This window comes from Proteus sp. CA142267 (genome assembly GCF_003336825.1).
GTDB classification, from domain to species: domain Bacteria; phylum Pseudomonadota; class Gammaproteobacteria; order Enterobacterales; family Enterobacteriaceae; genus Proteus; species Proteus terrae.
Genome location: NZ_QPMG01000010.1, coordinates 98,543 through 112,647, shown reverse-complemented (window position 1 = coordinate 112,647; position 14,105 = coordinate 98,543). Strand labels below are relative to the sequence as shown.

Genomic DNA, 14,105 nt, shown 5'->3' with positions numbered 1-14,105 from the left:
TTGGAGGTTATTCTAGAGGGAGGAGATAAAAGTTATCACATCAGCCGTAACGAAACTCAATGCCTAATGTGCCACACGGATACTCCCATTTTTTTAAAATTGTATCGCCACATAAAACACGGCAAGTACCACACTCTAAACATCCTGCATAATCAAAAAGATATTGTCCTTTTTCATCTTTTTTATATAACCCTGCGGGGCAAGCTTTCATTAAGATTTCAAATTGTGCAGGATCGATATCATCCTTTAAAACGATATGTGGATTTTCCTCATCCACATTAAATTTATTGACGCCTAATTTAACGTCTACGTTTACTTGACTCATAAAGAACGTACCCCCTTAAATCCATCTTTAATTAAGTTCATCACACCGACTTTCTTAACTTGAGACAGTATTTTCTTACGTACAGGTTTTTCTGGGCCATTAATCACGAATAAATCATGCATGACATTGGCTGCCATTTGCGGGTAATCCGTAAAGAATCTTGTATTATCAAGGAAAGAAGGTAAGTCTTTGTATAATTTCATATCTTTCATGACGAAACTGTCATTTAATAAAGATTGGTAGCAACTTAATTCTTTTTGGCTATAGCTGTTTTGCTCTTTCGCCATTAATACTGCTTTTGCAGCCGCTTCACCAGAGGCAATTGCTAGATCCATCCCTCTTACTGTATAGCCAACGTTAAGGCAAAATCCAGCAGCATCTCCCGCAACTAATACGCCATCTTTGACTAATTCAGATACCATATTCATGCCACCTTCGGGCACCATATGTGCTGAATATTCTAATAATTTGCCGTCTTTGATAAGTGGTGCAACAACAGGATGTTGTTTAAAATCTTCTAATAATTGAGGAACCGTTTTTTCGAATTTATCGACATTATGCAGCCCTAAAACAAGGCCTAAAGAAACGGTATTTTTATTGGTATATAAGAATCCACCACCTAAATATCCGCCTGATGGTGCGCCAGCAAAAAGCCAAGCTAAACCTTCATCATTAGTACAACCAAATCGATCTTCCATTTGTTGTGGCGAGAATTCCAATAACTCTTTAACACCCACAGCCACGGTATGGGGATTAACTTTTTGTGTCATACCTAACTGTTTTGCTAATAATGAGTTAACACCATCAGCGAGAATAACAACATGGGCCTCAATTTCATCATCACCCGCTTTTACGCCACACACCTTGCCATCTTTTACCAACACTTCATCGACACGAACGCCTGTGATCACTTGTGCGCCAGCGTCTTCTGCTTTTCCCATTAACCATTGATCAAATGAAGAACGCAATACCGTATAAGAGCGCGCGGCTTCCTCTTCTTGTTGAGTGTGTTGATAATCTAAAGTGACGCCATCGGTTTCCGTTAGCATGGAAATTTTTTCGCGTGTCACAAGCCGTTCAACAGGGGCTTCTTGGGCAAAATTGGGAATGATTTTTTCAAGACTGTGTGCATATAAACGCCCACCAGTCATATTTTTACTGCCAGCGAAATTACCTCGCTCTACCACTAAAACATCACACCCTGCTTGTGCTAATACATAGGCAGCAGTACCACCAGCAAGTCCACCACCCACAATAATGGCGTCAAAAATATCGTCTGACATACTTTCCTATCCTTTTATTATGTGTGGTCGCTTAGCAAATTATCACTAAGCGACCTACGGTGATTAGCCGCCAAGCTTCGCGGTTAATGCAGGTAACACTTTGTAGAGGTCGCCAACAATACCGTAATCCACCATATTGAAAATTGGGGCATTTTTATCTTTGTTGATACCAACAATGATTTTTGCTCTATCCACACCAACCATATGTTGGATTTGCCCTGAAATGCCGACAGCAACATAAACATCTGCACCTAAAGTCACGCCTGAAACACCAATGTAGCGATCGTGTTCCATCCAGCCTTCACCTTCAGCGATTGGACGAGAACAACCCACTTCACCTTGAAGGGCTTTCGCTAATGCTGACGCTAATGCAATATCATCAGCCTTAGCAAAACCACGTCCAACACCAACAACACAATGCGCTTTACCTAAATCAACAGTACTACCTTGTTTTGGCTTACGTGCTAACACTTTTAATGTATGTGCGGGGGCGATAAAGGCACTTTGCACCACAGGTGCATTGGGTGCATCTTTGATGGCTTCCACATCAAGTGCACTGCCCACAGTGGCAATCGCATAAGGTGAGCGAATTTCTGCTTTAGCATGTGCTAAACCACCATAAACTTGGTGTGTCGCAATCACGGTATTGTTTTCAATAGCAAGACTTAATGCATCACTGACAACACCGGCTTTTAACGTTACGCCAAGGCGAGCTGCAATCGCTTTTGCACGTTTTGATGAAGCAAGGAGAACCAGTGCATTCGCGCCCGCTTCTTTAATAATGGCGGCAAAAGAGGCTGCATAATCTTCAACAATTACACCTTCTTGTGGTGCGAAACAATAAACACAGTCAGCGCCTAAATTGACACATTCACGCGTACTTTCATCATCACCAATAAACAGCACATTAACCTTTTCACCAAGACCACGAGCAAACGCAATCAGCTTTGCTAAATCATCCGCTTTTTCGGCATAAACAAAGGTAGTAGGTAGTAAACTAGCCATTTTTAATCTCCTTATTGATTAACCGCTTGGCGTAAATGTTCAGCAAAAGTGGCAATATTTTCATCTGAATCACCATCTAAAATAATACCGAGGCGATCAGTCTGTTCTGGTGCACACACTTGTGTTTGCACAACAGTCAGAGCAGAAATATCAACACCGATATCTCCCAAACCCAGCTTTTCAACAGGCTTTTTATTTGCTGCTAAAATGGCTTTCATTGAAGGGAGTTTTGGTGTGTTAATACTTGAAGTGACACACACAACGGCAGGTAATGTCAGCTCTAGTTCTTCCGTGATATTTTCTAAGTCACGTTCAACAATGATTTTGTCACCTTCAACGGTGATTTTGTTTACTGCGTTGACACAAGGTAAACCTAAATATTCACCTACCGCTAAACCTGTTTGTTGAGCATATAAGTCACCAGAACCTTCGCCGAAAACTAATAAGTCAAAACCAACTTTTTGTGCCGCTTGCGCAATAATATTGGCAGTATCCGTTGAATAAAGAGCGCTACATGCATCATCTGCAACCAGTGTTAATGCATCAGGACCACGCGATAAAATATCTTTTTTGATCTTCGCGTTTTCAACCATTGCACTTGTACCCACACTTAATGCAGTTACAGTGCTATCACCAAGGGTAGAGGCAATTTCTACTGCGGTTTCAATGGCATTCAAGTCATACAAGCTAATTTTTAAACCCGCATTATCAGTTGCGAGTGTACGATCAGGCCGTGTTGTGATGTCTTGTTCGTCATGAACAACCTTACAGCAGGCAATAAGTTTCATAATTCACATTCTCCGTTTTGCACAATGCAACAAATTAATAAGCTCAAATCTCATTACGCTAAAATATGTTTAGCGATAACCATGCGTTGCACTTCACTTGTGCCTTCAAAAATTTCGGTGAGTTTTGCTTCACGCATCAGACGTTCAACAGGATAGGATTTGGTGTAACCCATACCGCCATGTAATTGGACGGCTTTTTGAGTCACATAAGTGGCAGCTTCTGCTGCATAAAGTTTGGCTTGAGCAGATTCACGGGTATAAGGAAGACCTGCCATTTTGGCTGCAGCCGCGCGATAAACCAGCATACGGGCGCAATCAACACGGGTTGCCATATCCACTAATACCCATTGAATACCTTGATTAGCAGCAATTGGTTTACCAAATTGAATACGCTCTTTGGTGTAAGCAATAGTGGCATCTAATGCGCTTTGCGCGATCCCCAATGCAAGCGCAGAACAACTTAAACGCCCACCATCTAAGGTTTCCATTGCGATATTAAAGCCTTTACCTTCTTCGCCTAACATAGCGCTAGCTGAAACAACGCAATCACTAAAACTCACAGAGCAGGTTTCAGAGCCGTTCATGCCCATTTTATCTTCAGGTAAACCAATGCTGATACTCGGGTTATCACGCTCAACTAAGAATGCAGTGATCCCCTTAACGCCTTTACTTTTATCTGTCATGGCAAACACGATAAAGAACGCACCTTGAGGTGCCGCGGTGATCCACAATTTAGAGCCATTAATCACATAGTTATCGCCTTGGCGAACAGCGGTTGTTTCTTGAGCCGCAGCATCACAACCCGCGCTAGGTTCAGACAAACAGAAGCACCCTAATTTTTCGCCAGAAACTACGCCTGGTAAAATGCGTGCTTTAGTCTCTTCATTAGCATATTTTTGAATAATTGGGCCCGTTAAAGAGCATTGTGAACCCATGATCATCGCGTGAGAGGCACTGACTTTTGCCATCTCTTCTGTTGCTAATACATAGCTAATTGCATCCGCCTCTGTACCACCATAAGCTTCATCAATATTGAAACCAAAGAGTCCTAATTCAGCCATCGGGGCGATGCTTTCACTTGGAAAACGATGCTCTTTATCAATTGCACCCGCAATTGGTTTAATATCGTTTTCAACAAACTCTCTGACCATATCGCGGATCAGGACTTGTTCTTCTGTTAGCTGAAAATCCATGTTTATTTTCCTCTGAGAATATTTATGGTTATCTCTATGGCGTGCGATTTCACGTTTGTCGTCTTATCGCACGCATTAATGGGTTAACGTTATTTCTACATCGTCGCTATAGATGCAGGTAAAAAGGTGTACAGCAGCAACATAAACATCATGGCTAACAGTGGGATAGCGAGGGTTAATGTACCCACAGGACCGTATCCCTCTTTATGGCTGACACCACAGACGCTAAAGACAGTAATAATCAATCCGTTAAATGGAGGTGTTGTACTCATAGATGCCATTGTGGCTACACGGTGTAAGGAGCCTTGATCAACCACAGTTGCAGGGAACATTGCAGCAATCATTGGCATAGCAATACTTAACGCACCAGAGCCTGAACCACTGATAAACACCAAGGCACCGACTGAAATTGCAGTCACAACAAGTGGATTAAGACCCGATTGAGCGATTGCTTGGAATGATTCTTTGAACGCAGGTAAGGTCATGACTAACGCACCAAACCCAACAATAACTGCCGTGTTAAAGAGGGAGGTCACCCCTTCCATCGTTCCTGCGGCTAAATTAGGGACAAGTTTTTTCCAATCGAGGTAGCGTAAGTACACAATTAAGGCGGCAATAATCGCGCAGAACAACGCAATAGCAGGGTCCCATTTTAGGATATTCAGCACGACAAGCAGAATAAGCATAGGGAGTAATGCGACTAACACATTAGGTAATTGACGATCTTTCTTACCTTCCTCTGCTTTTGCAGTTTTTTCGTCTTCAACCCAGCCTTCGCCTTTTGCTTTTACACGCTTAAATAACCAAGTGAGATAAATAATGACTAAGGTGACTTGGAACAGTGCAGTCAACATCCCCGGTACTAAACCAGCAGTAGCCGAAGTACCTAAGAATTTCATTGGGATAAGGTTTTGGATCTGAGGGGAGCCCGGCATTATCATCACAAACGTACCCGCACCTGCAAAATAGACAGCCGGAATAAGTCTGCGAGGAAGATTCGCTTTGCGGAATAAACTCACCATCATTGAATAAACGGTAAACAGTGCAACAAACACTGAAACACCGCCGTAGGCTAAAATGGCACAAGCCGCAACTAATGAAGGAATAACGGCTCTTTCACCAAATTTACCAATAATAAAAGAGGCAACACTATCAGCAGCGCCACTGATAGCGGTTAGTTTGCCAAAAATCGCACCAAGTACGAAAATGAAGAAGAAGCTGCCAAAATAACCACCTAATCCGCCGGTATACACTTGTAATAGTGCATCGACAGGATTAAGCATATCTGGTGATACAAGCCATGCAGTCACAGCAAGAAACAGGCTGGTGGTAAAGACAGAAATGAAAATATGTATGCCTTTCATACACATAATCATTAATATCGCTAGCCCGATGATTAAACAAATAATACCCATGATTGCCCCACTTATATGTGTTAGGGTTCAATTGACCTGCGTACATGACGCAGGTCTTTTGTGACTATTGATTAATGTTGTTAAGCAGAAAGCACATCTGCAAAAGTTTGCAGTGCCGTTCTTGCCTGTTCATATGTTTTAGTTTGCTGATCGATTTCGATAATGATGGAAGGAATGCCTTCTCTATCGAGAAATTTCTTCACAATAGGGGCATCGAACTCTTCGGGATCACAAAACTTCGTCAGCAAATAAACGACACCATCAGCACCGGTGTTTTTCACCATGTCGGCAATTAAACGACCGCGTTTTTTCTCTGGATCATACAAAAGTGAACACCCTTCAAGTTGAGCGATTTGCTCTGCCATCGCTTCATAAGGTGCTTTGTTTTCAGGGATATCTTGGCGGAACTGACGAGACTCATGTGCGACTTCATCCGCCACAATCGCCATCTTGTTATCAGCCAAAATTTGTAGAATAGAAGGGCTATCCGCAATAATGCCTGTCACAACAACTTTGTGCCCTTTCCAAGGTTCTGGGGATAAGGTTTTGCATTGTGCAACAATGGCTTCAACAGATTTTGTATGTTCAACGACATCCATAAAGTAACCACTTTTGATCACGGTATTACGGCGTTGTGGTGTGATTAAGTTTGGATGAAGCGCAGCCATCTCTGAAAACTCGCGTAACACGGCGCGACGCAGATTAAACAGATGAATCGCATTTTTCAGTGCATCATCTGTCACTGGCTGACCTGAAATTTCCCCTAATTGCAGTGCAATTTTTTTGTATTGTTCGGTTAAGAAAGCAATACCTGCTGGGGTTTTACGATTTTGTGGATGTACCAGTTGGATAAAAGGCACTTGTGGCACACCGGCTTTCCAGTTTTGCCCTAAGCATTTTAAGGTGTCACACAAAGAAGGAATTATGGCTGCTGATAGTTTATTCAGCGCGCCATCTAACCCCATTTCAAGAGAAGAAAGCGCTAACGCACAATAGAAAGGAGGAAAATATTTCTTCGCTTCTGAGATCTCACGTCCTTCTGCACCCCAAATACCAAAAGGCACCATACCTGCCGCATAGACAATTTCATTCGGGGTATATTCAGGAAAACAACCAATAACCTTTTTGCCACTGCGAATAAAACCATCTAATTGAGCAACAGGGTTATCCACCACGGCTTGTAACTCATCAAACAACTCCGTTAATGTTTTCATTAGATGTCTCCCTTTTTCATTTCTGCTTTGTTAGCAGCCATAATTTCAGTCAATGCTTCAACACGGGTGACATACTGCGCTTCAGAGAAAACACGAGGATCAGCTTGGTCGCCATCAAAAGTCACTGTTGGGATCTTAAGTTCATGACGAATACGGCGCTCAATTTCAGGCATAATGCCACTCCAGAGCTTACAACTGCGGTTAACGTGAATAATCGCGCCGTCCACTTTATTCTGACGACTAACGTCAATACGCATATCCGCAGCACGCTCAACAGAGACACAGTTAGGAACATAAGAGTAAGCTCGCATCATCTCGTCGCTGTTTTGATAAATCACACCAAACGCGGTGGCATAAACAGTAGCGGTAACGTTGATACCCTGCTCTTTTAACGGAGTCGATGTGGCACGCAAGTAAGGCCAGCAGGCAATACCTTCAAAGAGAACACGGTATTTTTCTTCTCCGCGATAAGTCGATTTTTTCTCTTTGATGTTTTGTTCCATCTCTTCACACAGTTGCTCAAAAGCCAGTGCAGCTTCTAATTTACCGCGAGCACAAACCGCAACAGCCATGTGATTAAAGAGATCAAAACCATTCATTGGAGAGGGTTCATATTGGCAATATTCTGCCGCTTTTAACCATGCGCGCCCTGTACGTTGTGAGATCTCACAAACTTCTTTAAATTTCTCTTCGGAGAAAACTTTGCCAGTGACCTTTTCGAGTTGTTTAATCGCATCATCAAATTGAGCTTGAACGTATTTCACCGTGACATCATCAGTGTCATAGTCATTTTTATAAGGAATATCGATAAGGATCATCGGGATATTCAGCTCATAAGCGATATTTTCATACCATTTGATCATGCAGTTACAGATGTTGTTACAGCACAGTAGAAAGTCTGGCTGTGGCATATCCATCTCTTCACACTGTTTAATATCCATGTAAGAGAGGCTGATGCGAGCATAAGCACAGATATCGTTGGAATATCCCATGCTTTCTGCGTGTTCACACATTTTTAAACCTGCACCTTTCGCTGCAATTGCAGCGGCTTGGTTTTCAGGGTAAACCACACATAAACCTAATGTTTCAGCGATTTCTTGAGGAAAGTTAGAGGCACACCACCCTATTTTTTCACCGCTGTTTTTCGCGTCCCACGCACGCTGATAAGCATCAGCCGCGATTTTTTGCAGTCGTTTTTTCGCAGGAATATAATCCGGCGCATTCATATCTACATTGCTCATTTTGATGTTCCTATTGTTAACGCATCGTCTTCCAGTTGATGGCGGTACGCTTCAAAGGCATAAATGGCGGCACCTATCGCCCCGTTGTATTGTGATAATGGAGAGGTGGCGATAGAGGCGTTCAACTCTTCGCTAACATAACGAACAACTTCAAAATTACTGGCAACACCGCCTGTCATAACAACAGGAGCTTCAACACCGACCCGTTTTGCCAGACCAGCAATACGGCTAGCGACAGAGCGGTGAATACCATTAATCACGTCGGGTATTGTTTCGTTATTTGCGAGATGGGAGATAACTTCCGATTCAGAGAACACGGTACAGGTTGAGCTAATCGTGACTTTTTTAGTGGACTTAGCGCCCTCTTGAGCGAGATCGGAAATTTTGGTTTCTAATACTCGCGACATCACATCGAGAAAGCGTCCGGTACCAGCAGCGCACTTATCATTCATCACAAAGTTTAATAAACGGCCGACACCATCCATATGAAGTGCCTTAACGTCTTGACCGCCGATATCAATCACCGTTTTCACGCCCGGAAAAAGAAAGTGTGCGCCTTTCGCATGACAGCTCAATTCGCTCACTTCTTTATTGGCTTCTTTCAGAGAATTACGGCCATATCCTGTTGCACAGATCCAGCTGATCTGACTGAGATCGCCACCAAATTGGCGCAATACTTCATTGATCGCTTTTTCAGGGCCAGATGTCCCAGCACCGACTGATGCCAACGACTTCGCGACAATAACGTCACCATTTTTCATGATGATGCATTTTGATGCAGACGATCCGATATCAACGCCCATTGTGAAAATGTCTTGTTGCATGCCTTTGCTCTCCTGAAAATTAAAAAAGTAAGTGGATTATTCTTTCCACGTCATCACGTCTTTATTAGCTTCAAGGTTTGCTATCTCTTCAGCGCTATATCCTAATTCAGCTAATACAGACGGTGTGTCTTCACCTAACAAAGGACCACGGCGATATTCAGGTAAACCACTCTCTAAGAAATCAATTGGTGGACGAACTAAGGCTTTTTCACTGCCATTTTTGTATTTCATGTTGTAGAAGGTGTTGATTGCCCAAGCTTGTTTGTCTTCCAACACTTCTTCCCAAGTTTGTGCAATGCTGAATGGGATATCGTTTTTGGTGAAAATATCTGCCCACTCTGACGCTGTTTTTTGCTCAACTTGTTGCCAAATCAGGTCATATAATTCAGGAGAGCGATTATTTTTTGCCACTTCTTGTAGACGGGTATAACGCGCGTCTTCTGCTAAATCTGGACGACCAATACAAGAAATAAAGGTTGGATAATAAGCGTCGTAAACAGGCATACAGACTTGAATAAAACGGTCATCTTTTGTTTTATAAGCCAGAATAAATGGGCTGGTGGTATTACGGCGATCGATTGGATACGGCTGACCATAGTCAGGGTATTGTGCCGCTTGGATCATGATTGCTTGGGTATAAATTGAGGTATGCAGTAAGTTAGTTGAAACATACTCACCTTGGCCGATATTTTGAGCACGAATATAAGCGGCTAACACACCTGAAACCAAGCCTAATGCACACTGATGATCGCCAAGTCCTGGGATCACATTCATAGGTACTGTGCCTTTTTGGTACAGAGAACCTAAAATACCACCACGCGCAAAGAATGCGGTGTAGTCAAATCCCGGAAGGTCTTTATCTGGGCCTTCATCACCATAACCTGTCACGCTAGCGTAAACTAACTTTGGAAAACGTTGTTTTAACGTTTCATAGTCTAAACCTGCGCGCTCTCTTGCTCCGGGACGCCAGTTAGTTAAGAAAATGTCCGCTTTTTCTAACAGCTCAAACAGGATTTTTTTCCCTGCTTCTGTTTTCGTATTTAACACGATCCCACGTTTATTGGCGTTTTCTAAATCAAAACTGGTGTTTTCATGTTGATCTAACGGGCGACCTTCTGTTGGTGCGGTATAGCGTAAGTTATCGCCACTTGGAGATTCGATTTTAATTACGTTCGCTCCCATATCAGCTAAAATACGACCCGCTGCAGGTACTGCGATAAAGGTCGCCAACTCAACTACGGTGACGCCTTCCAGTGCTTTATGACTTGTCATTTCTTCTCCTAATTATTTTTAGACTTCATACTGCTGTTGTCAGAATGTGGATAAATCCGTTGTCACTTAACCCGCTACTTTGGTTTTTTCATCCGTGATTGAAACGCTATAACCCAATTGCAATTTCAGCGCTTGCACATCAATTTTTCCGCAAGGGGTATGAGGAAATTCTGTAAAGAAATGGAGTTCTTTGGGGATTTTGTAGCGAGCCAATCGCTCTTGTAGAAATTCGCGTAATTCACTTTCACCAATGCTGTGGCCTTTTTGCACACAAATGGTGGCAATCACTTCTTCGCCTAAATCAGCTGAGGGGATCCCAAATGCTTTTGTCGCATCAACACCAATATATTCAGCAATCGCCTCTTCTATTTCACAAAGACTGATATTTTCACCGCCGCGTACCACAATCTCTTTCATGCGATAGGCATAGTGATAATTTCCTTGTTCATCGACATAACCAATATCACCCGTGTGTAACCAACCCTCTTCGTCTAACGCTTCTTTAGTTTTATCTGGCGCATTGTCATAACCCATCATTACATGGAAGCCACACGTGCAAATTTCACCTAAAGTGCCCACTGGCACAGGTTTGCCTGTTTTTGGATTAATAATTTTCATTTCAACAAAAGGTAAAGGCTTACCAATAGAGCTGCGTTTGATCTCTAAAGCATCATTAGGGAGAGTTTGAGTGCAACAAGGTGAAGCTTCTGTTTGGCCATAAGAGACGGTGATCCCTTTCATGCCGAGGATATTTTCGATGTCATCGATTAATGTAGGAGGAAAACTCGCCCCAGCAATAATACCTTTATCAAGACTAGATAAATCGTAGTGAGAAAACTGTTCATGCTTCATTAAGCGACTAAAAATCGTTGGCACGCCATGCATAACGGTACAACGATAGTCTTGCACCACTTTTAAAACATCTTCAGCACAATAGTTATCGAGAAGAACTAATTGGCATCCGGTTGTTAATGCAAAAAAGAGGCAAGAAGAGAGTCCAAAACAGTGGAACAGAGGAACGGCAAGACAAATCACATCGTCATGCGTAACACCTAAGCGCTGTGCTGACAGCATGGCATTATTAATGACATTATATTGGCTTAACATGACACCTTTAGGCATTGCTGTACTGCCAGAGGTCATTTGGATGGTCAGCAAATCTTTTACACTGACTTGTGCAACCGCATGTTGATATTCTTTCTCTGATATTTTTTGGCTAACTTCTTTTAATTGAGATAAAGAGACACTTTTTTCTGCATGTTCATTTCCCATGCTAATAAATAATTGAGGTAATACATCTTTATTTTCAGATGCCTTTTTAGAAAGACAATTAACAACCTCAATAAAATGATTACTTTTAAAACCATCAGAAAAACAGAGTGCTTTAATTCCGGTTAATCGACATAAATCTAATAACTCTCTTTTCTTAAAATGAAAGTTAATACAAACAACAGGAACACCAATTTGAGCAGCAGCAAGAAAACAAATTATCCACTCTTTACTATTAGCAGACCAAATACCTAAACGATCACCTTTTTTTAAACCAATCGCTAAAAAACCACGCGCAACACTTTCTACTTCTTGTTGTAATTGTTGCCAAGAAAGTGTCTTTTTACTTTGGTTTTCAATCAAGGCTATTTGTAAAGCATGTTGCTTTACTACATTGTTTAGACATTCTTTAACTGTCATTTCTAATAAGGTCATAAATACCTACTCAACCGCTTCTTTGCTGGTGTTTACGTCTGTAATGACCTTATTCTGGGTAGGGGAAATTATTCATTCTTGGTAAATAACGAACTGTTTTTCGTCATTTGAATAGTCTGAGAGAGATTTGTGATTGAGGTCTAGATTTGGTGGGTTAAATATAATTTGTAATTGAAGAGTAATTAATAATAATGAGATAAATTTGAAACCAAGGCGTTATAAAGGTGTTATTTTTAATAAAGAAAAAGGAGAGTCACTTTATTTAAATAAAAAAATAAAACCACTCTCTTTTTTAATATAAATATACTCATCTCACTTTAAGATATAAACAAATCTTATCAATAAATATCGACGTGATAATTTAAATCAAAATAATATAAAAATAAATACAATAATGATTAAATTTTATAACATCTAAATAAAAAGTAATTTAAATCACTTAACTTATTTTATTAATCATCGATTAGATTGACTATTTTCCTCGTCGCATTGGCATGGTTGAGGTTTGATTGAGTGTTAATCCTTTGGTTTCTGGTGCAAACAACACAGAGACTAGCATGCCGAATAAAGAGATCGCAGCCCCCACCAGCATCGTGGTGTTAATACCATAAGTGGCGATAAAGGCAGGAAGAGCACACGTTGAAATAACCGTACCAATACGGCTTATTGACATAATGATCCCCACTGCTGAGGCACGAATATCAGTCGGAAACAATTCGTTAGGATAGAGCCATTGTAAAATTCCGGGGCCACCAGAAAAGAAGGCGTAAGTCGCAAACGCTAAGATGACAAATAAGATAGGTAAATCAGGGAAAACCCCTAGCACCAATAATGCCAATGTCATCATGCCAAAACTACCAATCAATAGTGGACGTCGCCCTGTCTGATTTAACCAAAACATGGCAGGAATACACCCAAACATAAAGAACAGGCTAATCACCACATTCCCCAGTGCCGCACTTCTTCCCGCATCCCATCCCAATAAACCGACAATCTGTGGCCCAAAGGTATAAATGGCAAACATCGGGATAACTTGGCAAGTCCAAATGACCGCAACAAACAGAACAAAAGAGAAGTGACGTTTATTAAATAGCTCGATAAAACGCGTTGTTTTGGCATCTTCCGCTTCAAATACTACGGGTTCACCAAAGAGTTTTATCATCATTTCATTACACTCTTTAATACGCCCTTTGCGTATTAGCCACAACGGTGATTCAGGTAAATCAAAGCGACCAATTAAAATAATCACGCAAGGGATAAAGGCACTGCCCAGCATCCAACGCCAACCATCTGCAATATCATATAAAAGATAACCGACTAAGTTGGCGCAAGTCGCTCCGATATACCACATTGCAGCAATAAAACCGACGGCAAAAGCGCGTTGTTTTTTATTGGAAAATTCAGTGATCATCGAGGTCGCAATAGGATAATCAGCACCAATCACAATCCCAATAAGGAATCGCATCACCAACAACCCCACTGGCGTGGAGACAAACATCGTCGCAATCGAAATAATGGCAATAGCCACAATATCCACAAGGAACATTTTACGGCGACCGACTTTGTCACAAATATAACCAAAGAGTGATGTACCAATAAAAAGCCCTGCTAATGTTGCCGCACCAAGCAGACCAATCCATTGTGTATCAAGCTGTAATAACGGTGTGAGTTGCTCTAATGCCACACCAATAATCACTAATACATAGCCATCAAGAAAAGGGCCGCCACTCCCCCATAACATCACTCGACGATGTACAGAGGTAAAACGAATATCATCAAAGTTTCTGGGTTGCATGACTGCGTCCTGGTATTTTTTCTAAATAAAGCAAAAAAGAAAAGCT

General features: G+C 41.6%; 12 protein-coding genes. All 12 read right to left on the bottom strand.

What is annotated here, in order from left to right; translation table 11 throughout:
* Positions 1-40: 40 nt before the first annotated feature.
* The 12 genes from C0T34_RS15340 to C0T34_RS15285 all read right to left on the bottom strand — a co-directional run bounded on the left by C0T34_RS15340 (position 41) and on the right by C0T34_RS15285 (position 14,059).
* Positions 41-325 (bottom strand): ferredoxin family protein, encoded by a 285-nt coding sequence (locus C0T34_RS15340; protein WP_075673872.1) that lies wholly within the window; start codon positions 323-325, stop codon positions 41-43.
* The gene (locus C0T34_RS15335) at positions 322-1,608 is read right to left on the bottom strand and encodes an FAD-dependent oxidoreductase (RefSeq protein WP_098941851.1); all 1,287 of its coding nucleotides are present in this window, start codon (positions 1,606-1,608) and stop codon (positions 322-324) included. Before C0T34_RS15335 ends, C0T34_RS15340 begins: the two co-directional genes overlap by 4 nt.
* A 63-nt stretch (positions 1,609-1,671) precedes the next feature.
* Positions 1,672-2,613, bottom strand: coding sequence for an FAD-binding protein (locus C0T34_RS15330; RefSeq protein ID WP_098941850.1), 942 nt, complete (start codon positions 2,611-2,613; stop codon positions 1,672-1,674).
* An 11-nt stretch (positions 2,614-2,624) separates the two neighbouring features.
* Positions 2,625-3,401, bottom strand: coding sequence for a putative electron transfer flavoprotein FixA (fixA, locus tag C0T34_RS15325; protein ID WP_098941849.1), 777 nt, complete (start codon positions 3,399-3,401; stop codon positions 2,625-2,627).
* A gap of 53 nt (positions 3,402-3,454) precedes the next feature.
* Positions 3,455-4,594 carry an acyl-CoA dehydrogenase family protein gene (locus C0T34_RS15320; RefSeq protein ID WP_098941848.1) on the bottom strand — a complete coding sequence of 380 codons (1,140 nt, stop codon included), beginning with the start codon at positions 4,592-4,594 and terminating at the stop codon, positions 3,455-3,457.
* Between the two features lie 95 nt (positions 4,595-4,689).
* Positions 4,690-6,009 carry a GntP family permease gene (locus C0T34_RS15315; RefSeq protein WP_072069069.1) on the bottom strand — a complete coding sequence of 440 codons (1,320 nt, stop codon included), beginning with the start codon at positions 6,007-6,009 and terminating at the stop codon, positions 4,690-4,692.
* Positions 6,010-6,089: 80 nt separating this feature from the next.
* Positions 6,090-7,223 (bottom strand): 2-hydroxyacyl-CoA dehydratase family protein, encoded by a 1,134-nt coding sequence (locus tag C0T34_RS15310; protein WP_098941847.1) that lies wholly within the window; start codon positions 7,221-7,223, stop codon positions 6,090-6,092.
* On the bottom strand, positions 7,223-8,464 hold the full coding sequence (locus C0T34_RS15305; protein ID WP_036934372.1) for a 2-hydroxyacyl-CoA dehydratase family protein: 1,242 nt from the start codon (positions 8,462-8,464) through the stop codon (positions 7,223-7,225). The genes C0T34_RS15310 and C0T34_RS15305 overlap by 1 nt, the downstream gene beginning before the upstream one ends.
* Entirely contained in the window at positions 8,461-9,288 is an 828-nt protein-coding gene (locus tag C0T34_RS15300; RefSeq protein ID WP_098941846.1) for an acyl-CoA dehydratase activase, read from the bottom strand. Before C0T34_RS15300 ends, C0T34_RS15305 begins: the two co-directional genes overlap by 4 nt.
* 36 nt (positions 9,289-9,324) lie before the next feature.
* Entirely contained in the window at positions 9,325-10,560 is a 1,236-nt protein-coding gene (locus C0T34_RS15295) for a CoA transferase (RefSeq protein ID WP_098941845.1), read from the bottom strand.
* A gap of 66 nt (positions 10,561-10,626) precedes the next feature.
* Positions 10,627-12,264 carry an AMP-binding protein gene (locus C0T34_RS15290; RefSeq protein ID WP_098941844.1) on the bottom strand — a complete coding sequence of 546 codons (1,638 nt, stop codon included), beginning with the start codon at positions 12,262-12,264 and terminating at the stop codon, positions 10,627-10,629.
* A 472-nt stretch (positions 12,265-12,736) separates the two neighbouring features.
* Positions 12,737-14,059 carry an MFS transporter gene (locus C0T34_RS15285; protein ID WP_098941843.1) on the bottom strand — a complete coding sequence of 441 codons (1,323 nt, stop codon included), beginning with the start codon at positions 14,057-14,059 and terminating at the stop codon, positions 12,737-12,739.
* Positions 14,060-14,105 lie beyond the last annotated feature (46 nt).